Genomic DNA, 20454 nt, shown 5'->3' with positions numbered 1-20454 from the left:
ATGAGCGAGAATGAGTATTGATCTAAGCACAATGTCCCACAAACAGCTGGAACAGCATTTGGAAGACGTGAAGATGGCGATTAANAACGCATATGAACGCGACCGCGTAGAAGCCCGCAAAGCCGCTGAAAAAGCAGCCGCCGAATACGGGTTCTCGCTGGATGAAGTATCCGGCNGTGCGAAAAAGGGCAAAGCCGCGAAAGCNGCNGCGAAATACGCCAACCCCGAAGANCCCAGCCAGACATGGACCGGCAAGGGCCGCCAGCCCAACTGGTTCCGNGACCTGATCGCCAGCGGCACCGATCCNGAAACGTTGGAACTGTAAANCNGNCTGNCNTGCGCACNGCGTGCGATTATTGCGNCCCCTCGGCGCATCCCCTTGGCTTTGGAAATATAAAGAGCATCCTATGACAATTCATATTGGCGCAAAACCCGGCGATATTGCCGAAACAGTCCTTATGCCCGGCGACCCGTATCGCGCGAAATGGGCTGCTGAAACATTCCTTAAAGATGCAAAACTTGTAAATGAAGTACGTGGCATGCTGGGTTTCACCGGCACATGGAATGGTAACCGCGTCACTATTCAAGGCTCTGGCATGGGAATGCCCTCGCTGTCGATTTATGCCAATGAATTGATTTCCGAATACAACGCGCAAACCCTTATTCGGATTGGATCTTGTGGCGGTATGCAGCCGCAGGTTGGTATTCGCGATGTCATTATTGCCATGACCGCCACGACAATTACCTCGCCTTCTTCCGGTATCTTCCGCGAGATTAATTACGCCCCCTGCGCCGATTGGTCCCTGCTGCGTGCTGCCGTGGACGCGGCAGAGGCGAAAGGCACGAAAACCCATGTCGGCGGGATCTATTCTTCGGATGTCTTTTATGCCGAACGCCCCGATCTGGACGAGCAGATGACCCGCCACGGTATTCTGGGTGTCGAGATGGAAGCGGCAGANCTTTATACCCTCNCCGCNCGCCACAAACGCCGTGCNCTGGCNGTGNTGACNGTCAGCGACCACCTGCAAACNGGCGAAGCGCTGCCCGCGGAAGAGCGCGAGAANTCCTTTGGCGATATGGTCGAAATCGCGCTACNGGCNGCTTTCCCCAANAGCTGATGCGCGNTGATCCCCCGNCGGACGCTCCGCGGGGGATTTATATCCATTTGGAAGNATGGCNGNGCGCTANCCCGATNCCTTAGCNCCCGTGGCTGCGGTCGTAGCCGTTGGNGGGCGGGCTTTGCCACCCATCAAGCGCGCCTTTGGCGGGGGCGAACACCTCTACCAGCAGCGGATAGCAGGCGGCAACGTCCGAGGANTGTTTGGCGGANCAATCNCCCCCCGGACAGGCGCTGAGNGCGCCGAGCAGNTCGATCTCGGCGAAAAACTCAAGGTAGTCGCCNGGGCGCACGGGNCTGGCCTTCATGAANTACTGGCCGGTGTCGCGGGTAAAGCCGGTGCACATAAAGACGTTCAGCACGTCATGCACGTAAGGTTCAGCCTCTGCGTAGGAGATGCCCTGATGATCCGCCAAGGCCCGGATCANNTTGGAGTGGCAGCAATGGTGGTATTGCCCGCCCGACAACAGCTGGTTGGTATAGGGATCNCANCGCGTGCCNATCACATCATGCACCGAGCCGCCGAAGGCATCCATGCCGTACCAGTCGAGCGTATCATGGGTCAGCGTCGCCATAGGGCGCAGCGTGGGAAAACTGCTCCACATGCGCTGNCCNGTGGTGATATGNGTGCCATGCAGCGCGCGGGTTTTGCCGGAGTAGAACCGCTCGGACAGATCGTTTTGCGNCCAGAGGTTCAGNTCACCGACCTGTGGCCCCTCGACCGAGGTGATCCGAAAGAAATGTCCCGCAGGCACGGTAAAGCAGCTTGCGTCACGAGGGGCGACGGTGACCTCGTCCACTTTGGTCAGCGCTTCGCGCGCGCGTCCGTAAAGCGCCATGTCAGGCACGGGCAGCGTTTCGACGGGATAGCAGATTACGGGCGCGACAGCGCGGCGGGCGTCGGCATCATGGGGCGGTGTCATAGCGGAAACTCCTGACGGTTGGGTCCGATCCTGAGGCCATCGCGCACGGCGTCAGAGAGGCCGGCCGCCGACATTTGCCTTGCAATCGCGGGGGGCCGATTGGGTGGCGGTATAGGCCTCTGCTCCGCAGGCGACACAGTGGTAGAACTGCAGGCTGCCCTTGTCGCGGGTACTGTCCTTGCGCCAGCGGCATCCACGCACCGCCTTATCACGGTAGGCAACATAGGCGACGATCGCAAAAGCGATGGCAAAGGCAATCAGGATCATAGGGGGCACATGTCACGCCCCCCGCGCCATAGGGCAGCGGGAGGCGCAGGTTGCGATGGGATCAAACGGTGCGTTCGACCATCATCTTNTTGATATTGGCGATGGCTGCGGCNGGGTTCAGGCCCTTGGGGCAGGTCTTGGCGCAGTTCATGATGGTGTGGCAGCGGTACAGTTTGAACGGATCTTCCAGATCGTCCAGACGTTCGCCTGTGGCTTCATCGCGGCTGTCGATGATCCAGCGGTAGGCATGCAGCAGCGCGGCTGGCCCGAGGTAGCGGTCGCCATTCCACCAGTAGCTGGGGCAGGATGTCGAGCAGCAGGCGCACATGATGCACTCATAAAGCCCGTCAAGCTTGGCACGGTCGTCGATCGACTGTTTCCATTCTTTCGCGGGCTCTGCCGTCTTGGTTTCAAGCCACGGCTGGATGGAGGCGTGCTGCGCGTAGAAATGCGTGAGGTCGGGGATCAGATCCTTGACCACGGGCATGTGTGGCAGCGGATAGATCTTCACCGCGCCTTTCACCTCGTCCACGCCATAGGTACAGGCCAGCGTGTTGATCCCGTCGATGTTCATCGCGCAGGATCCGCAGATGCCTTCGCGGCAGGAGCGGCGGAAGGTCAGGGTCGGGTCGANCTCGTTCTTGATCTTGATCAGCGCGTCCAGAATCATCGGGCCGCAGGTGTCCATATCGACGAAATACGTGTCGATGGCCGGGTTCTTGCCGTCATCCGGATTCCAGCGATAGACCTGAAACTGCCGCAGGTTCTTGGCACCTTCGGGTTTGGGCCATGTTTTACCGGTCGTCATCCGGGAGTTCTTGGGGAGCGTGAGTTGAACCATATCGCTTCTCCTGGTCTGTCGGGCAGTTGCCCAGTTCGTTACAATTCTGGCGCTTACGTCTTTCGGATGTAAAGCGCATTTCCCTCGGCGCGCAGGGTTCGGCGGTACCCGGCGGCCAGTATCTCTGCACAAAGNTCGCCGTCCCACTGATCCGCATGGCGGACCTCTATCAAGATCGCATCCGGCAGCCAGCCGCCGGNTTTGCCCTGCGTGAGGATGGGGTTCAGCACGACCTCCTCGGCCCCTTCGACATCGATCTTGAGGATCGTGCCGTCATGGTGCCGTGCGGCGTGTGTAAAGGCGGACAGGGGCCGTGTGGGCACCAGCACGCCGCCGTTTTGTTGCTTGCCCTCGATCGGGAGCAGCGATGCCTGACCGTAGTTGTGCCCGCGGAAGTTCAGCATCGCCTCGCCCTCGCGGTCGGACAGCGCGCAGCCTTCGATACGCACGCGGTCGGTCAGATTGTTCAACGCGATGTTCATGCCAAGCCGGCCAATCATCAGCGGGTTNGGTTCNAATGCCACAACGCGCGACCCGTCGCCCGCGGCCATCGCCAGCGGGATCGAATAGGCCCCGCAGTTGGCACCGATGTCAAAGACCAGCATGTTGCGGTCTTCCACCAGTTCGACCAAAGCCACCAGCGATTTGATCTCGGGCGGGTATTCGTTCAGCCANAGGCAGGTTTCGGTNTAGTTATCGCGCGGGTCCACCACCATGCGGATGTCAGCGAANTCNACCTCTGTGGGGCCAAGCTGCGCCTTGATGCGGGTGCGTTCGCTGGTGTCCCCGTCACGGAATTGCGCGCGCAGATCGGCCATATGGCCTGCATCCTTGCCCTGCGTATCCGGCGTGACGTTCGGGTGNCCCATTAGCCCAGCAACCCCGGGACGCTGCCAGCGGAACGCGACAGGCATTGCACGGTTTCGGGGCGNGACAGTACGGCGCGCACGGTGGCGACGGTGGTGTCATCCACGCCGATCACGGCGGATTTGGCGAAAACGCGCACCTGAGCCGCATCGGCATTGTCGACGATACAATCGGTGAAGGGCGTGATCAGCTGCTTGGGCACCTGCGGAAAGCGCGTGGCAAGGGTTTCGGTGATGACCCCCTTGGTGCCTTCGCGGGCGATGCTGTCAACCTGCTGCGTTGCTTGCGCACAAGCGGACGCGGCCAAAATCATGGTCATAGCGATAAACTGTTTCATGTCGCCTGCCCTCCGCCTGCAGGACGAGGGCATGGCCCCCGGTTTGGTCCCCTGCCCCCAAAAGCGGAGGCAGGGTTTCAGATCAATACACCCGTGCTTTGGGTGCGATCTTTTTCATGTCGATCCCGCCTTCAGATTCCTCGGTCAGCGGATCAAGGTGCACACCACGGTAGCTGAGCGTTGCCGCGTTCCCGTCGAAATACGCGAGGCTGTGCTTGCGCCAGTTCTCGTCNTCGCGATCAGGGTAATCTTCGTGGGCATGCGCCCCGCGGCTTTCCTTGCGGGCAGCAGCGGCGGTGATGGTGGCCACGGCGTTCGGCATCAGGTTGGTCAGCTCAAGCGTTTCCATCAGGTCAGAGTTCCAGACCAGCGATGTGTCGGTCACGTGCAGGTCAGCGATCTTGCCGGCGACCTCGTCCATCTTGACCTTGCCTTCGTTCAGCGTCTTGTCGGTACGGAAAACCGCAGCATCGGCCTGCATGGTTTTCTGCATCTCAAGGCGCAGCTCGGCGGTCGGGATCTGGCCCTTGGCATAGCGCAGGCTGTCGAAGCGTTCAAAGGCGGCATCGACCGATTTCTGGTTCGGCGTCGGCACGGGGGCCTCTGCGTCGACGACCTCTTTCGCGCGGATCGCGGCGGCACGGCCAAAGACCACAAGATCGATGAGAGAGTTCGAACCCAAGCGGTTCGCCCCGTGTACCGAGGCACAGCCCGCTTCGCCNACGGCCATCAGGCCCGGTGCCACGCGGTCCGGCGCGTCTTCGGTCGGTGCCAGNACTTCGCCCCAATAGTTNGTGGGGATNCCGCCCATGTTGTAGTGTACGGTCGGCAGAACCGGGATCGGTTCCTTGGTCAGGTCCACNCCNGCAAAGATGCGCGCGGATTCAGAGATNCCGGGCAGACGCAGATCAAGCGTTTCCTTGGGCAGGTGGTTCAGGTGCAGGTGGATGTGGTCCTTGTTCTCGCCCACGCCGCGGCCTTCGCGGATTTCCATCGTCATACAGCGCGANACAACGTCACGGCTGGCAAGGTCTTTGTAGGTGGGGGCATACCGCTCCATAAAGCGTTCGCCTTCNGAGTTGGTCAGATACCCGCCTTCGCCACGCGCGCCTTCGGTGATCAGACAGCCCGCGCCATAGATGCCGGTGGGGTGGAATTGCACGAATTNCATATCCTGCAGGGGCAGGCCCGCACGCGCCGCCATACCGCCGCCGTCGCCGGTGCAGGTATGCGCCGATGTCGCCGAGAAATAGGCACGGCCATAGCCACCTGTCGCCAGAACAACCATCTTGGCGCTGAACAGGTGCATGGTGCCNTCGTCNAGCTTCCAGCANAGCACGCCTTGGCANACNCCNTCNTCCGACATGATCAGNTCNATGGCNNNNTNCTCGATATAGAATTCCGCATTATGCTTCAGCGACTGACCATAAAGCGTGTGCAGGATCGCGTGGCCGGTCCGGTCGGCGGCGGCACAGGTCCGCTGCACGGGGGGGCCTTCGCCGAATTCGGTGGTGTGACCGCCGAAGGGACGCTGGTAGATCTTGCCCGCTTCGGTCCGCGAGAAAGGCACACCGTAGTGTTCAAGCTCGTAGACCGCTTTGGGGGCTTCGCGTGCGAGATATTCCATCGCGTCTGTATCACCCAGCCAGTCAGAGCCCTTGACCGTGTCATACATATGCCACTGCCAGTTATCGGGGCCCATGTTGGACAGCGACGCCGCGATACCGCCCTGCGCCGCAACCGTGTGCGAACGGGTCGGGAAAACTTTGGTCACGCAGGCTGTTTTCAGCCCTTGCTCTGCCATGCCAAGTGTCGCACGCAGGCCAGCGCCGCCAGCCCCCACGACAACGACATCATATTCATGCGTTTCATATTCATATGCAGCCATGTCTCGGTCTCCGGTATAGCGTAGGCGTGTGTTAAAGCGCGATGCGGGCGATGGCGAAAACGCCAACCGCGGCCGCACCATAGCTGAGGCAGGTCATCAGGATGATCGCAACTTTCTGCGACAGCCCGTGGACGTAATCCTCGATCAGCACTTGGACACCGTCGTTAAAATGTTTGAAGCCAACGATCAGCGTCAGGGCGGCGACGATCGCGGGGAAAGGCCTGCTGTAGTAGGCGATGATCTCTTCGTAGGTGCCCCCAAGGGCGGACCCGAAGGTAAAGACGAAAAGCGGGATCAGGATCAGCAGCGCAACAGAGCTGACTTTCATAGCCCAGAAATGTGCGGTGCCCGATTTGGCCGAGCCCATGCCCATAGCGCGTTTGCGGTCTGTCAAATAAGCCATGTGTCTATCCCTCAGATGATCAGCGCGGTGATGATGGTCAAAACGACTGAACCGATCAGCGCGGCCCAGCCCAGCTTTTCAGCCGTCGGGATATCCAGCGCATAGCCGTTGTCCCAGATCAGGTGCCGGATACCAGCCAGCGTGTGATACCACAGCCCCAGCAGCGACAGGAACATGACCAGATCACCGAACCAGCTGGTGATGAAACCGTTCGCGATATCAAAATACTCCGCCGACGTTGCCGCCGCGAGGAACCACCAGACGATCAGCAGGGCGGCAACCAGCATCGCGTTGCCGGTGATCCGCGTCAGGATCGACGTCATGGAGGTCAGTTGCGGGCGATAGATCGTCAGGTGGGGTGACAGCGGGCGATTGCCCCGGTTCACATCTGCCATGATGGATTCCTTTTCTCGTCAGGTTGCGGTCATAGATAACGGTATTTTTGGGACTGTCACGTCCAGAGGCGTGAATTTGAAGCGGTTTATTGGCGCAGTTGCCCAAACCCTTCGGTTAGCGCCGGACATTTCGAAAATTTGTGATCACTAATTTTCCAGCTGTGATCACAAGCACTAAAGCCAACCAAATTCATCGGGCTTTTCGGCGACCGTTTGGGCGAAAACTCAGCCCCAAGCGCCTGTTTGCGCGCCGCATGATGCGCATGTCCTCAACTTGCGACGCGGCAGATTTGGCTACCTGCGGAAACTGATCTGAGCGGGGGGAGAGAGCGGCTTTGGCTTCACCCCGCGGGATCGTCCAATAGCAAATGCAGGTGCAGCGGGCGGGGTTTATCGTGATCTCGACCACGTCCGCCCGCTTCACCTTGGGGTATTACTTCAGCGATTCATCGATGCCTTTGCACGCATCGACCAAGCCTTTAACGGCGTTCACAGAGTTGTCGAACATGGACTGTTCGTCCTTGTTCATCGCAATCTCGACCACACGTTCGACGCCACCAGCACCGATCACAGTAGGCACGCCAACGTAGAAGCCGTCCAGACCATAGGCACCGTCAACATAGGCGGCGCATGGCAGAACGCGTTTTTGGTCTTTCAGATAGGCTTCGGCCATTTCGATTGCCGATGTCGCAGGCGCGTAGAACGCCGAACCGGTTTTCAGCAGGCCAACGATTTCGGCACCGCCATCACGGGTCCGCTGAACGATCGCGTCCAGCTTTTCCTGTGTGGTCCAGCCCATTTTCACCAGATCAGGCAATGGGATACCCGCAACGGTGGAATATCGCGTCAGGGGCACCATTGTATCGCCGTGGCCGCCCAGAACGAAGGCAGTGACGTCTTTCATGGAGACGTTAAATTCAGTCGCGAGGAAGTGACGGAAGCGTGCCGAATCAAGCACACCGGCCATGCCGCAAACCTTGTGGTGGGGCAGACCGGAGAATTCGCGCAGCGCCCAAACCATCGCGTCCAGCGGGTTGGTGATACAGATAACGAATGCGTCTGGCGCGTGGGCAGCAATGCCTTCGCCAACGGACTTCATGACCTTCAGGTTGATTCCCAGCAGGTCATCACGGCTCATGCCGGGCTTACGCGCAACACCGGCGGTCACGATGCAAACGTCTGCGCCAGCGATTTCAGAGTAGTCGTTCGCGCCGGTCATGGTCGCGTCGAATTTGGCGGATGGGCCCGATTCTGCGATATCGAGGGCCTTACCCTGCGGGATACCTTCGGCGATGTCGAACAGGACAACGTCGCCCAGTTCCTTGATTGCTGCGAGATGGGCAAGCGTGCCCCCGATTTGCCCTGCGCCGATAAGCGCGATCTTGGGTCTGGCCATGTGGTATACTCCGACAGGGTTACATTTCGCTTCGGGATACCGAAATGAAGCGCACCGTGCAAGTTGCGCTTGGTCCGGCATCACGTCACATCGCGCAGAGCCATAAAAAACGGGACCGTTCCTTTCGAAACGATCCCGTCTTGGTCAGCTTTTCAGCAAGCTATTGCCGAATTTGACTTAGCGTTAAGCTTAGCCTTGGTATTCGGGCTGTGCTTTCAGCGCTTCTTTGCTGCTGTCGATGTAGATGCGGAAGTCGTCGCCTTCAGCGTTCTTCATGATCTGCAGTTCGTCCCAGGTGACAGCAACGGGCTTTTCGCCAATGCCCAAGAAACCACCGACGTTGATCACAACTTGGCCAACTTCGCCGTTGTCACCCATAACGAGGGCACCGATTTCACCGACGGTCTCATCGTTGGCACCGTAAACATAGGACCCTTCAAGGTCTTCTGCGGTCAGCGCGTTCCGGTCTTCGACTGTGGCGTTGGTATAGCCTTCACGCTCAACCGCTGGGGCTGTCAGCATGGGGCGTTCCATGTCTTGTTCAAGTTCGTTTGCTCCGTCGGCCATTTCGGTGGTCGCTTTATCAACCGCCTGCTCAGTTTCAGCGGCTGCTTCTTTGGCTTCCATTTCAGCTTCGTTTGCCAGTGCTTCGGCATCCGCTTCCATTTCGGTCTCTGTGTCGACCTCGGCTTCGGCGTTCATGTCGGTCGCTGCCATGTCTGTGTCGGCCTTCATGTCGGCGTTGGCGTCCATGTCTGCTTCGGCTTCCATGTCAGCTTCGTCGTCCATACGTTCGAACGCTGGGGCTTTTTCAAGCATCTCTTTGCTTGTGTTCACCACGAGGAAACGGTCGTCGCTGTCACCTTCTTCGGTCACGATGCGAATCTCGTCCATGTTCACGCTCACGTCGCGCTCACCCATGCCGAGGAAGCCGCCAATGCCGAGGATTACGGCCTTAACGTTGCCTTCGGAATCCAGCAGGACGTCGTTGATTTCGCCGATGTCGTCCCACTCCTTTTCGCCGTCAGCGGCGATGGTGGAGTTCGCTTCAACTTCTGTCTCGGAATTGTAGATACGCATGCCGATCAGGTCGGACGCGAAGAAGTCAGTTTCTTGCGCTGTCACGGTACCAAAACCAGCTGCATGTGCATCTGCAAATGCGGGACCAGTCAAGCTCAGGATGATTGCGGTTGTGCCAAGAATACGTTTCATTGTTGATACTCCTTTAGAAGTTCCGGGTGATAATCACTCGGTTGTGATATCAACGATGATGTGGCGATTGCGTTCCGGCGATCCGCGTCTTTTTTCGCCGCTTTTATAATCTATGACATATCAAATGGGGCCCACCGCCTTAGTTTGTTGATCCTGCGGCGGGGGCGAAATTTTCGCGGAAATCTTATGGCATCCATCACAACCTGCGGTTCGCGTTCCCGCCGCGACATCCTGCGTCAGCGCCACCACCGCCGCCGCGGCAGTTGCCAGCCCGATCAGGTTAAACAGTTTTACCATTCTACACCTCTTACACTTACACACGCACCAAGACGCCTTTCCTTCTGGCAGCAAAACCTGAAGGCCGCGTTAAAGCCGCAAATTATCTGACGCTGCGCTGCGGCGCGTTTGCGCTTGAAGTTTTCGTCTAAAAATGCAGACCTGCACGCAACATTATTTCTTGGAGAGTCGCAAATGTCGAAAATCACCCGCCCCCTGCGTTCCGTTCTGTATATCCCCGGCTCCAAGGACCGCGCGTTAGACAAAGCCCGCGGGCTGCCAGCCGATGCGATTATCTTTGACCTCGAAGACGCTGTGATCCCGGAAGAGAAAACCGCTGCACGTGAAACACTCGCCACGGCGCTGAAAGACGGCGGCTATGGCAGCCGGTATAAGGTGATCCGCATCAACGGGCTGGACACCGAATGGGGTGCCGACGATGCCCGCGCCGCGGCAAAAATGGACTGCGACGCCATTTTGCTGCCCAAAGTCGGCAGCCCCGCCGATCTGGATGCACTGGCCGAGATCACGGGCGACATCCCGCTTTGGGCGATGATGGAAACCCCGGGTGCGATGCTGAATGCCGCCGCGATTGGCGCGCATTCCAAGCTGCAATGTATGGTGATGGGCACCAACGACCTGAACAAAGACCTGCAAACCCGCGTGCGCGCCGACCGCCTGCCCCTGATGACCGGGCTTGGCCTATGCGTGCTGGCAGCCAAGGCCAACGGCATCGCGATTGTCGACGGCGTTTACAATGCGTTCAAGGATGACGAAGGCCACCGCGTTGAATGTGATCAGGGCCGCGACATGGGCTTTGACGGCAAGACCTTGATCCACCCCGCGCAGCTGGACGTCGCGAACGAGGCATTCTCCCCCTCCGAGGCCGAAGCCGATCTGGCGCGCCGCCAGATCGAGGCGTTTGACGAAATGCAGGCGACAGGTCAGGGTGTGGCCGTTGTGGACGGGCGCATCGTTGAAAACCTGCATGTCGCCACCGCACGCGAAACATTGGCAAAGCTGGACGCGATCGCGGCCCTGCAAACGGAGTAAACCTGATGATGGCACTTTTGATCCTTGGTCTGATCTTATGGGTCGGTGCCCATTATTTCCGTCGCTTCATGCCGGACCAGCGCGCAGCTATGGGCCGACGGGGCAAAGGCATCATCGCCGTCGCCATCGTGGCGGCGCTGGTCATGATCATTATCGGATACCGCGGGGCCGAGTTTATCCCCGTCTGGACGCCCCCGCCCTTCCTCACGCATCTGAACAACCTGCTGATGGTGCTGGCATTCTGGGTCTACGGGTCCAGTGCGGCCAAAGGGGCCAAGGCCTGGCCCGCCTATAAAACCCGCCACCCGCAGCTGATGGCCGTCAAAATCTGGGCGGTCGCGCATTTGCTGGTGAACGGGGATCTCGCCTCTATACTGCTGTTTGGATCCATGCTGGCATGGGCGGTCGGTTCCGTGATCCTGATCAACCGCGCGGAACCCAACTGGACACCCCCTGCCCCCGCGGGCAAGGCCACCTATATCCGCCTTGCGGTGATCACGCTGGTGATGCTGGTCGTTGTGACCGCGATCCATACCCTGCTTGGCGTCTCTCCCTTTTCCTGAGTTACTGAAAGAACCCCCATGAAACTCTATCGTTTCCTGTCCGAAGAGGACACTTCCGCCTTTTGCCACAAGGTCACCGACGCGCTGAACAAGGGGTGGGAGCTTTACGGCACGCCCACGCAGACATGGGATGCCAAGGCAAATGTCATGCGCTGCGGTCAGGCCGTGACCAAGGAAGTCGAAGGCACCTATACGCCTGACACCAAACTGGGGGCGCATTGATGGCACAGGCAAAGACCAACAAGGGCCGTTTCTTCGAGGACTATAAAGTAGGCGAGACGTTGCATCATGCTGTGCCTCGCACGGTCAAGGATGGTGAACGCGCGCTGTACCACGCGCTTTATCCTGCACGTCATGCGCTTTATTCCTCTGATCAATTCGCGCAAAGCTGCGGCCTGCCTGCCAGCCCGCTGGACGATATGATTACCTTTCACATCGTGTTCGGGAAAACCGTGCCGGATGTATCGCTGAACGCCGTGGCCAATCTTGGCTATGCGCAGGGGCGCTGGCTGGCACCGGTCTGGCCCGGCGATACGCTGCGGTCGGAGTCCGAGGTGATCGGGCTCAAGCAAAACTCGAACGGGAAAACCGGAGTCGTCTATGTACGCACCACCGGCTTTAACCAGAATGACACGAAAGTTCTGGAGTATGTCCGCTGGGTGATGGTGCGCAAACGCGATGTCGACGCCCCTGCCCCCGAAACGGTCGTGCCCGATCTGCCCAAGGCGCTGACGGTTGACGATCTGACGATCCCCGAAACGCTCGACTTCAGCAATTACGACTTTACCCTCGCAGGCGAGGCGCATCGCTGGGATGACTATACCGTGGGTGAGATGATCGACCACGTGGATGGCGTCACCGTCGAAGAGGCGGAGCATATGATGGCCACCCGCCTGTGGCAGAACACGGCGAAAGTGCACTTTGACACCTCTGCCCGTCCCGATGGGTCGCGGCTGATCTATGGCGGGCACGTGATCTCTATGGCGCGGGCGCTGTCGTTCAACGGGCTGGCCAATGCGCAGATGATCGTGGGGCTGAACGGCGGGGCGCATGCGAACCCCTGCCTGTCCGGCGACACAATCCGCGCCTGGACCGAGGTTCTGGACAAAGCCGATACCGACAAACCCGGCGTCGGCGCATTGCGCTTGCGCTTGGTCGCCACCAAAGGCGGAGAGCCGTTCAAGCTGAAGGGCGAAGACGGCAAATACCTGCCCGATGTCCTGCTCGACCTCGATTACTGGGCACTGATTCCCAAGTAAGACGCCCCCTTGACGACGGCTGGCTGGTCGCAAAACAAACAACTATATGTCGCGTTCGGCCCTTAAAACGTGGGGTTTCCGAGCGCGACAGCCGCTGCGTCGGCAACATTCCGCAGATTTTCCACCGTTAGCGCTATTTTGTGATCACACGCGAAATTCGTGTGATCACAAATGTCGCTTTTATCTGGAAAACCCTGTATTTCTCAGAAAAACTGTTTACCGAGTATCAAGACTCAATCGTATACCGCGATTAGACTGGAACAAAGACGGGACCGTTTTTTATGAACATCCACGAATATCAGGCAAAAGCCCTTTTGCGTAGCTACGGCGCGCCAGTATCCGACGGCCGGGTCGTGCTGAAAGCTGAAGAAGCGAAAACAGCCGCAGGCGAGATGGACGGACCTCTTTGGGTCGTCAAGGCACAGATCCACGCAGGTGGCCGCGGCAAGGGGTCTTTCAAAGAAGCCGACGCTGGCGACAAAGGCGGTGTACGCCTGACCAAATCGGTTGAAGAAGCCGCCGAAGAAGCCAAGAAAATGCTGGGCCGCACCTTGGTCACGCACCAGACCGGCCCCGCGGGCAAACAGGTCAACCGGATCTACATCGAAGACGGTTCGGGCATCGAAACCGAATTGTACCTCGCGCTGCTGGTGGATCGCCAGACCTCGCGCATCGGGTTCGTCTGCTCCACCGAGGGCGGCATGGACATCGAAGAAGTGGCCGAGTCCACCCCCGAGAAAATCATCAGCTTTTCTGTTGACCCCGCCGCGGGCTTCCAGCCCTACCACGGCCGCCGCGTTGCTTTCGCCCTGGGGCTGGAAGGCAAGCAGGTCAAACAATGTGTGACCCTGATGGGCCAGCTGTTCAAAGCCTTCGTCGAAAAAGACATGGAAATGCTGGAAATCAACCCGCTGATCGTCACCGACGGCGGCGACCTGAAAGTGCTGGACGCCAAAGTCAGCTTTGACGGCAACGCGATGTACCGCCACGGCGATATTGCCGATCTGCGCGACACCACCGAAGAAGACCCCAAAGAGCTCGAGGCGTCCAAGTACGACCTGAACTACATCGCTCTGGACGGTGAAATCGGCTGCATGGTGAACGGTGCCGGTCTGGCGATGGCCACAATGGACATCATCAAGCTTTACGGTGCCGAGCCTGCGAACTTCCTTGATGTTGGTGGTGGTGCCACCAAAGAGAAAGTGACCGAAGCGTTCAAGATCATCACCTCCGACCCGCAGGTCAAAGGTATCTTGGTCAACATCTTCGGCGGCATCATGCGCTGTGACGTCATCGCCGAAGGCGTGGTCGCAGCCGTGAAGGAAGTCGGTCTGCAGGTTCCGCTGGTTGTCCGTCTGGAAGGCACAAATGTTGAAGAAGGCAAAGCCATCATCAACAACTCCGGCCTGGACGTGATCGCAGCGGACGACCTGAAAGATGGCGCGCAAAAGATCGTGAAAGCGGTCAAAGGCTAAAACTGGCTGGAAAGCTTGGATGATGCATCGTCTCGCCTTTTGTTTTTCCATTGCCGCGCTGGCTGTCCCTTTCGGGGCGGCCAGTAACGCTATGGCACAGGCAACGCGCGCGGCGGACATCGCCCAGGCCTTTGCAGACCATTGTTTCAGCCCGCGTCTGACCGCAAGGACAGCGCAGGCACAGCTTGGCAGCACAGGGGCACGGGTCGATTTCTATGATCTGCGTCCCTTTACCTCGGCACCACAGTCTCCGGTGACGGGCGCGGCAGCAACGGCGGGCACAGACCGTCGCTGCGAAGTGTCCTTTGACGGGGCGGCACCGCAGGTTGCGCAACAGGGGATCGCCACCGGATTGGCACAGGAAAACCTGACCGATCTGGTAGATGTCCCCGCAGGGTTCCCCATCACGACGGGGGCCACCTATCGCGCCGCCGTCATGCTGAACCCCAACCGCATGGCTGTGGTACAATCGGGGGTACGCGACGGGGCGCAGGGGGTTGAAACCTTTGCCCGCGTCGAACGCCTGATCCCGCTGAACGAGGCAAGCCAATGACCGCGTCCGCGCAAAACACCGTCACCGGTGGCAAGGCTATCGTCTTCGGGATGACCGTTCTGGTCTTCGCAATGATGGCTGTCGTCGCACAGCTGCCCATGCCGATGCAGGATTCCCTGCTGGCCGAAGGCGGCCCGTTCGAGACACTGTCGGTCGTTGGCTATGGCCTGTGCATCCTGCTGGCGATCATCGCAACCGGTTTGATCCCGTTGCGCCGCGAGACATGGGGCTTCATCCGTGGGGTCGCCAAAGGCGCGGCGCCGCTGATGTTCGCTGTTGCAATCTATCTGACATACCGACTGCCGCGCCTTGCGGCGGCGGCACCTTCCACCGCGCCCTGAGACCGGCGCCACCTGAATTGAACTTGAGAAGAAAGCACATAACATGGCCGTACTCGTAAACGAAAACACCAAAGTGATCTGCCAGGGCCTCACCGGCTCGCAGGGCACGTTCCACACCGAACAGGCCATCGCCTATGGCACAAAAATGGTCGGCGGTGTGACCCCCGGCAAAGGCGGCCAGACGCACCTTGACCTGCCCGTGTTCAACTCTGTCCACGAAGCCCGTCACGTCACCGAAGCCAACGCCACGGTCATCTACGTGCCGCCCCCCTTCGCCGCGGATTCCATCCTCGAGGCGATCGACGCCGAGATGGAGCTGATCATCTGCATCACCGAAGGCATCCCGGTTCTGGACATGATGCGCGTCAAGCGCGCGCTCGAAGGGTCCAAATCCCGCCTGATCGGGCCAAACTGCCCCGGCGTGATCACGCCTGACGCCTGCAAAATCGGCATCATGCCCGGCCACATCCACAAGCGCGGCACCTGCGGGGTTGTCTCGCGCTCGGGCACGCTTACGTACGAAGCTGTGAAACAGACATCCGATCTTGGCCTCGGCCAATCCTCTGCGGTTGGTATCGGCGGCGACCCCATCAAAGGGTCCGAGCATATCGATATCCTCGAGATGTTCCTGGCCGATCCAGAAACACAGTCGATCATCATGATTGGTGAAATCGGCGGTTCTGCCGAAGAAGAAGCGGCACAATTCCTGGCCGACGAGAAGAAAAAAGGCCGTTGGAAGCCCACAGCCGGTTTCATCGCGGGCCGCACAGCCCCTCCCGGCCGTCGTATGGGCCACGCCGGTGCGATCGTCGCAGGCGGCAAAGGTGACGCGGAATCCAAGATCGCAGCTATGAAAGAAGCAGGCATCGTTGTTGCGGATAGCCCCGCAACGCTGGGTGAAGCTGTTCAGGAAGCTATCAACAAAGGCTAACGCCAGATGGTGGGGCCTGACTTTTCAGGCCCCGCCGCTCTTACTTAAACGTCGCGCTCTCATCAGAGGTATCGCCATGACAGACCAACCCAAAAACGACCAGTTCCACGATACCTCCTTTCTCGAGGGGCAGAACGGCGAATACCTAGAGGCAATGTATGCCCGCTATGCCAGCGATCCCAATGCGGTTGATGGCGCATGGCAGGCGTTCTTCGAAGCGATGGACGATGACCACGCCGATGTTCAGGCAGAGGCCGCAGGCCCGTCCTGGGCGCGCAGCGATTGGCCCCCCGTCCCGCAGGACGATCTGACCTCGGCATTGACCGGCCAGTGGCCCGTCCCGACCGAAGCGAAAGCCGCCGGTCAGAAGATTACCGAAAAAGCCTCCTCCAAGGGGATCGAACTGTCTGACGCGCAGGTACAACGTGCCGTGCTCGACAGTATCCGCGCGTTGATGCTGATCCGCGCCTACCGTATCCGTGGCCACCTTGCCGCCGATCTTGACCCGCTTGGCATGCGCGACAGCGACACCCAACCCGAACTGGACCCGGCCGCCTATGGGTTCGGGCCCAAGGACATGGATCGCCCGATCTTTATCGACAATGTGCTTGGCCTTGAGATCGCGACGATGAAACAGATCGTCGATATCGTCAAAAGCACCTACTGCGGCACCTTCGCGCTGCAATATATGCACATCTCTGATCCCGAACAGGCCGCGTGGCTGAAAGAGCGGATCGAGGGCTACGGCAAGGAAATCCAGTTCACCCGCAATGGCCGCAAAGCCATCCTGAACAAGCTGGTAGAGGCCGAAGGCTTCGAGAAATTCCTGCACGTCAAATACATGGGCACCAAGCGGTTCGGCCTTGATGGGGGCGAAAGCCTGATCCCCGCGATGGAACAGATCATCAAGCGCGGCGGTCAGCTGGGCATTCAGGACATCGTGATCGGCATGCCGCACCGTGGCCGTCTGTCGGTGCTGGCAAATGTCATGCAGAAACCCTACCGCGCGATCTTCAACGAGTTTCAGGGCGGCAGCTTTAAACCCGATGATGTCGACGGCTCCGGCGATGTGAAATACCACCTCGGCGCGTCCTCCGACCGCGAATTCGACGGCAACACCGTCCACCTGTCCCTGACCGCCAACCCGTCCCACCTTGAAGCGGTGAACCCCGTTGTTCTGGGCAAGGTCCGCGCCAAGCAGGACCAGCTGAACGACAAGGAACGCACATCCGTGATGCCGATCCTGCTGCACGGGGATGCGGCCTTTGCCGGTCAGGGCGTCGTGGCCGAATGTTTCGCCCTCTCGGGCCTGCGCGGGCACCGTACCGGCGGGACCATGCATATCGTGGTGAACAACCAGATCGGTTTCACCACAGCGCCGCACTTCAGCCGCTCCAGCCCCTATCCGACCGATAACGCGCTGGTCGTCGAGGCTCCGATCTTCCACGTCAACGGCGACGACCCCGAAGCGGTCGTGCACGCGGCCCGCGTGGCGACGGAATTCCGTCAGAAGTTCAAGAAAGACGTGGTCATCGATCTGATCTGCTACCGCCGCTTTGGTCACAACGAAGGCGACGAGCCGATGTTCACCAACCCGGTGATGTACAAGAAGATCAAAAAGCAAAAGACCACGCTGACGCTCTATACCGAGCGGCTGGTGAAAGACGGCCTGATCCCCGAGGGCGAGATCGAGGATATGAAAGCCGCCTTCCAGGAAAAGATGAACACCGAATTCGAGGCCGGCAAAGAATACCGCCCCAACAAGGCCGATTGGCTGGATGGCAAGTGGTCGCACCTCGATAAGGCCAAGGAAAAGAAATACCAGCGTGGCAAGACAGCCATCGCCGCCGAAACCATGGCGGATGTTGGCAAGGCGCTGACCGCCGCACCCGACGGCTTTCCGCTGCATAAAACCGTGGCGCGTCTGCTGGACGCCAAGGCAGAGATGTTCAAATCCGGCGAAGGCTTCGACTGGGCCACAGCCGAGGCGCTGGCCTTCGGCTCGCTTCTGACCGAAGGGTACAAGGTCCGTCTGTCTGGTCAGGACTCCGCCCGCGGCACCTTCTCGCAGCGTCATTCGGCCCTGATCAACCAGGAAAACGAAGACCGCTACTACCCGCTGAACCACATCCGCGAAGGTCAGGCAGAATACGAAGTCATCGACTCCATGCTGTCGGAATACGCGGTTCTGGGCTTTGAATACGGCTACTCGCTGGCGGAACCCAACGCGCTGACCCTGTGGGAAGCGCAGTTCGGCGACTTTGCCAACGGCGCGCAGATCATGTTCGACCAGTTCATTTCCTCGGGCGAAAGCAAATGGCTGCGCATGTCCGGCCTCGTCTGCCTGATGCCCCATGGCTATGAAGGTCAAGGGCCCGAACACTCCTCCGCGCGTCTGGAACGCTTCCTGACCATGTGCGGCGGTGACAACTGGATCGTGGCGAACTGCACCACGCCCGCGAACTACTTCCACCTGCTGCGCCGACAGCTGCACCGCAGCTACCGCAAGCCGCTGATGCTGATGACACCGAAATCCCTGCTGCGCCACAAGCTGGCCGTCAGCAAGGCCGAGGAATTCACCACCGGCTCCTCCTTCCACCGCGTCCTCTGGGACGATGCGGAACAGGGCAACTCGGACACCACATTGGCGGCGGACGACAAGATCAAGCGCGTCGTCATGTGTTCGGGCAAGGTCTATTACGACCTGCTGGAAGAACGCGACGCCCGTGGCATCGACGACATCTACCTGCTGCGTTTCGAACAATTCTACCCGTTCCCCGCGCAATCCGCTGTGAAAGAGCTGGAACGCTTCAAGAATGCGGAAATGGTATGGTGTCAGGAAGAGCCCAAGAACCAAGGGGCATGGTCCTTCATCGAACCCAATATCGAATGGGTTCTGGGCCGTATCGACGCCACCCACACCCGTCCGACCTATGTCGGTCGCGCCACCTCGGCCTCGCCTGCGACCGGCCTTGCCTCCCAACACAAAGCACAACAAGCAGCCCTCGTTGACGAAGCGCTGACCATCGAAGGAAAATAACCATGACTAGCGAAGTACGCGTCCCTACCTTGGGTGAATCCGTAACCGAAGCGACCGTGGCAACATGGTTCAAAAAGCCCGGCGATAGCGTCGCAGTCGACGAAATGCTCTGCGAGTTGGAAACCGATAAGGTCACCGTCGAAGTGCCCTCCCCCGTGGCGGGCACTCTGGCCGATATCGTCGCCGACGAAGGCGAAACCGTCGGCGTTGACGCGCTGCTGGCCAATATCTCCGAAGGCGATGCGGCCCCGGCGAAATCCGAAGCCCCCAAGGCGGTCGATGCCGGTGCCGAAGACGTGAAACCCCGCGACGCTGCGGATGATGTCGACGTCATGGTCCCCACCTTGGGCGAATCCGTGTCCGAGGCGACCGTCAGCACGTGGTTCAAGAACGTCGGTGACCACGTCGAAGCCGATGAAATGCTCTGCGAGTTGGAAACCGACAAGGTCAGCGTCGAAGTGCCCGCGCCGACATCGGGCACGCTGACCCAGATCATCGCCGAAGAAGGCAGCACGGTCGAGGCCAACGGCAAGCTCGCCGTGATCAGCCAGGGCGAAGGCGGCAGCGCAAGCAAACCCGCCGATGATACCGCTGAACCCAAAGCGGGCGGTCAGGTCCCTGCCCCCGGCAACGCGCCCTCGGGCGATGTCGAAGACGCGCCTTCCGCCAAGAAAGCCATGGCCGAAGCCGGCATCAGCCGCGATCAGGTCACCGGTACAGGCCGCGACGGACGTGTAATGAAGGAAGACGTGGCCAAGGCCGTTGCCGCTGGCAAGAACGCGGCAAAACCTGCCGCCGCCGCGCCACGCGCCCCATCGGCCCCCCAGGACGCCGCCCGCGAGGAACGCGTCAAGATGACCCGTCTGCGCCAGACCATCGCGAAACGTCTGAAAGACAGCCAGAACACCGCTGCCATGCTGACGACCTATAACGAGGTCGACATGACAGAGATCATGGCCCTGCGGAACGAATACAAAGACCTGTTCCTGAAAAAGCACGGCGTCAAACTCGGCTTCATGTCCTTCTTCACCAAGGCCTGTATCCACGCCCTGAACGAAGTGCCCGAAGTGAATGCCGAAATCGACGGCACCGATGTGGTCTACAAGAACTACGTCAACATGGGCATCGCGGCCGGCACCCCCACCGGTCTGGTCGTGCCCGTGGTCAAGGACGCGCAAGCGATGTCCTTTGCCGACATCGAAAAGGAAATCGGTGAACTGGGGGCCAAGGCCCGCGACGGCAAACTCTCCATGGCGGAAATGCAGGGCGGCACTTTCACTATCTCTAACGGTGGTGTCTATGGCTCGCTCATGTCCT

General features: G+C 59.6%; 22 protein-coding genes. 12 read left to right on the top strand and 10 right to left on the bottom strand.

The genetic code is table 11. The features are described 5' to 3' along the window. Window positions 1-10: 10 nt before the first annotated feature. Both CBB63_RS06045 and deoD read left to right on the top strand, forming a co-directional pair. Window positions 11-325, top strand: coding sequence for an H-NS histone family protein (locus CBB63_RS06045; protein ID WP_286698491.1), 315 nt, complete (start codon window positions 11-13; stop codon window positions 323-325). Window positions 326-407: 82 nt separating this feature from the next. Continuing rightward, a complete protein-coding gene (gene deoD, locus CBB63_RS06040; protein WP_286698490.1) occupies window positions 408-1118 on the top strand; it encodes a purine-nucleoside phosphorylase in 711 nt (236 codons plus the stop codon). A 79-nt stretch (window positions 1119-1197) separates the two neighbouring features. Here deoD and CBB63_RS06035 read toward each other — a convergent pair whose 3' ends face one another. The 10 genes from CBB63_RS06035 to CBB63_RS05985 all read right to left on the bottom strand — a co-directional run bounded on the left by CBB63_RS06035 (window position 1198) and on the right by CBB63_RS05985 (window position 9943). Next, window positions 1198-2040, bottom strand: coding sequence for an urea carboxylase-associated family protein (locus CBB63_RS06035; protein ID WP_286698489.1), 843 nt, complete (start codon window positions 2038-2040; stop codon window positions 1198-1200). Between the two features lie 51 nt (window positions 2041-2091). Beyond that, entirely contained in the window at window positions 2092-2307 is a 216-nt protein-coding gene (locus CBB63_RS06030) for a hypothetical protein (RefSeq protein ID WP_009826053.1), read from the bottom strand. 61 nt (window positions 2308-2368) lie between these two features. Then, on the bottom strand, window positions 2369-3148 hold the full coding sequence (locus CBB63_RS06025; protein WP_286698488.1) for a succinate dehydrogenase iron-sulfur subunit: 780 nt from the start codon (window positions 3146-3148) through the stop codon (window positions 2369-2371). Window positions 3149-3201: 53 nt separating this feature from the next. After that, the gene (locus tag CBB63_RS06020) at window positions 3202-3753 is read right to left on the bottom strand and encodes an FkbM family methyltransferase (RefSeq protein WP_502695866.1); all 552 of its coding nucleotides are present in this window, start codon (window positions 3751-3753) and stop codon (window positions 3202-3204) included. Window positions 3754-4434: 681 nt separating this feature from the next. Further along, complete coding sequence (gene sdhA, locus CBB63_RS06010) at window positions 4435-6240, bottom strand: succinate dehydrogenase flavoprotein subunit (protein ID WP_286698486.1); 1806 nt, start codon at window positions 6238-6240, stop codon at window positions 4435-4437. A gap of 31 nt (window positions 6241-6271) precedes the next feature. Further along, a complete protein-coding gene (gene sdhD / locus CBB63_RS06005; RefSeq protein WP_037964988.1) occupies window positions 6272-6643 on the bottom strand; it encodes a succinate dehydrogenase, hydrophobic membrane anchor protein in 372 nt (123 codons plus the stop codon). A gap of 11 nt (window positions 6644-6654) precedes the next feature. Beyond that, window positions 6655-7038 carry a succinate dehydrogenase, cytochrome b556 subunit gene (gene sdhC / locus CBB63_RS06000; RefSeq protein WP_005851524.1) on the bottom strand — a complete coding sequence of 128 codons (384 nt, stop codon included), beginning with the start codon at window positions 7036-7038 and terminating at the stop codon, window positions 6655-6657. A 433-nt stretch (window positions 7039-7471) separates the two neighbouring features. Further along, on the bottom strand, window positions 7472-8434 hold the full coding sequence (gene mdh / locus CBB63_RS05995; protein WP_009826049.1) for a malate dehydrogenase: 963 nt from the start codon (window positions 8432-8434) through the stop codon (window positions 7472-7474). 189 nt (window positions 8435-8623) lie between these two features. Next, window positions 8624-9646, bottom strand: coding sequence for a PRC-barrel domain-containing protein (locus CBB63_RS05990; protein ID WP_009826048.1), 1023 nt, complete (start codon window positions 9644-9646; stop codon window positions 8624-8626). 120 nt (window positions 9647-9766) lie between these two features. Next, window positions 9767-9943, bottom strand: a complete 177-nt coding sequence (locus tag CBB63_RS05985) for a hypothetical protein (RefSeq protein ID WP_286698485.1) — start codon at window positions 9941-9943, stop codon at window positions 9767-9769. Window positions 9944-10117: 174 nt separating this feature from the next. On the opposite strand from CBB63_RS05985, the gene CBB63_RS05980 reads away from it, so the two are divergent. From CBB63_RS05980 to odhB, 10 genes are all read left to right on the top strand, one after another. Continuing rightward, window positions 10118-10975, top strand: a complete 858-nt coding sequence (locus CBB63_RS05980; protein ID WP_286698484.1) for an HpcH/HpaI aldolase/citrate lyase family protein — start codon at window positions 10118-10120, stop codon at window positions 10973-10975. Between the two features lie 5 nt (window positions 10976-10980). Next, window positions 10981-11538, top strand: coding sequence for an NnrU family protein (locus CBB63_RS05975; RefSeq protein WP_009826045.1), 558 nt, complete (start codon window positions 10981-10983; stop codon window positions 11536-11538). A gap of 18 nt (window positions 11539-11556) precedes the next feature. Beyond that, window positions 11557-11760 (top strand): DUF1737 domain-containing protein, encoded by a 204-nt coding sequence (locus CBB63_RS05970; RefSeq protein ID WP_009826044.1) that lies wholly within the window; start codon window positions 11557-11559, stop codon window positions 11758-11760. Next, the gene (locus CBB63_RS05965; protein WP_064216133.1) at window positions 11760-12797 is read left to right on the top strand and encodes a MaoC family dehydratase; all 1038 of its coding nucleotides are present in this window, start codon (window positions 11760-11762) and stop codon (window positions 12795-12797) included. The genes CBB63_RS05970 and CBB63_RS05965 overlap by 1 nt, the downstream gene beginning before the upstream one ends. 281 nt (window positions 12798-13078) lie before the next feature. Continuing rightward, the gene (sucC, locus tag CBB63_RS05960) at window positions 13079-14272 is read left to right on the top strand and encodes an ADP-forming succinate--CoA ligase subunit beta (RefSeq protein WP_009826041.1); all 1194 of its coding nucleotides are present in this window, start codon (window positions 13079-13081) and stop codon (window positions 14270-14272) included. A 19-nt stretch (window positions 14273-14291) separates the two neighbouring features. Continuing rightward, complete coding sequence (locus tag CBB63_RS05955; protein ID WP_286698483.1) at window positions 14292-14825, top strand: succinyl-CoA synthetase subunit beta; 534 nt, start codon at window positions 14292-14294, stop codon at window positions 14823-14825. Then, window positions 14822-15166, top strand: coding sequence for a hypothetical protein (locus CBB63_RS05950; RefSeq protein WP_009826039.1), 345 nt, complete (start codon window positions 14822-14824; stop codon window positions 15164-15166). The genes CBB63_RS05955 and CBB63_RS05950 overlap by 4 nt, the downstream gene beginning before the upstream one ends. Window positions 15167-15209: 43 nt before the next feature. Then, window positions 15210-16097 carry a succinate--CoA ligase subunit alpha gene (gene sucD, locus CBB63_RS05945; protein WP_009826038.1) on the top strand — a complete coding sequence of 296 codons (888 nt, stop codon included), beginning with the start codon at window positions 15210-15212 and terminating at the stop codon, window positions 16095-16097. A 76-nt stretch (window positions 16098-16173) separates the two neighbouring features. Then, complete coding sequence (locus CBB63_RS05940; RefSeq protein WP_286698482.1) at window positions 16174-19137, top strand: 2-oxoglutarate dehydrogenase E1 component; 2964 nt, start codon at window positions 16174-16176, stop codon at window positions 19135-19137. 2 nt (window positions 19138-19139) lie between these two features. Then, window positions 19140-20454 (top strand): 2-oxoglutarate dehydrogenase complex dihydrolipoyllysine-residue succinyltransferase (odhB, locus tag CBB63_RS05935; RefSeq protein WP_286698481.1); only part of this gene is annotated, 1315 nt, incomplete at its 3' end.

Source organism: Sulfitobacter sp. TMED3 (assembly GCF_002167505.1).
GTDB classification, from domain to species: domain Bacteria; phylum Pseudomonadota; class Alphaproteobacteria; order Rhodobacterales; family Rhodobacteraceae; genus Sulfitobacter; species Sulfitobacter pontiacus.
Note: the sequence above shows the minus strand (reverse complement) of the source record. Positions and strands in the feature narration are given on the sequence as shown.